1 protein-coding gene is annotated in these 255 nt (G+C 41.6%); it reads right to left on the bottom strand.

Translation table 11 applies throughout. From position 1 onward, the window contains the following. Positions 1-255: transposase (locus ACYQ4S_RS12890; protein ID WP_459771583.1), on the bottom strand; the 255-nt coding region annotated here is incomplete at both ends.

The raw sequence follows: 255 nt of genomic DNA, 5'->3' as shown, positions 1-255 counted from the left end.
ATTGACTTTTAAACGAATAATATACTTCACTTTTTCTTGCTCGCATAACTCATAGATCTCAGGTTTGGCAAAGCCACTGTCCCCTCGGACAGTTAAAAACATATCACATGAGTGCTGCTTGTGTTGTTGGATAATATCTTTTAAAAAGACCTCTGCATTGTTAGACGTGTACACATTGCCCGGACGAAGTTCGGCACCTAGAAACAGACCAGTCAGTCCATCAAAAGCCACTAAGGGATGATAACCCGTTGTTCC

It is taken from the genome of Alkalibacterium sp. s-m-28, from assembly GCF_054658175.1.
This window is presented reverse-complemented; position numbering and strand designations above follow the sequence as displayed.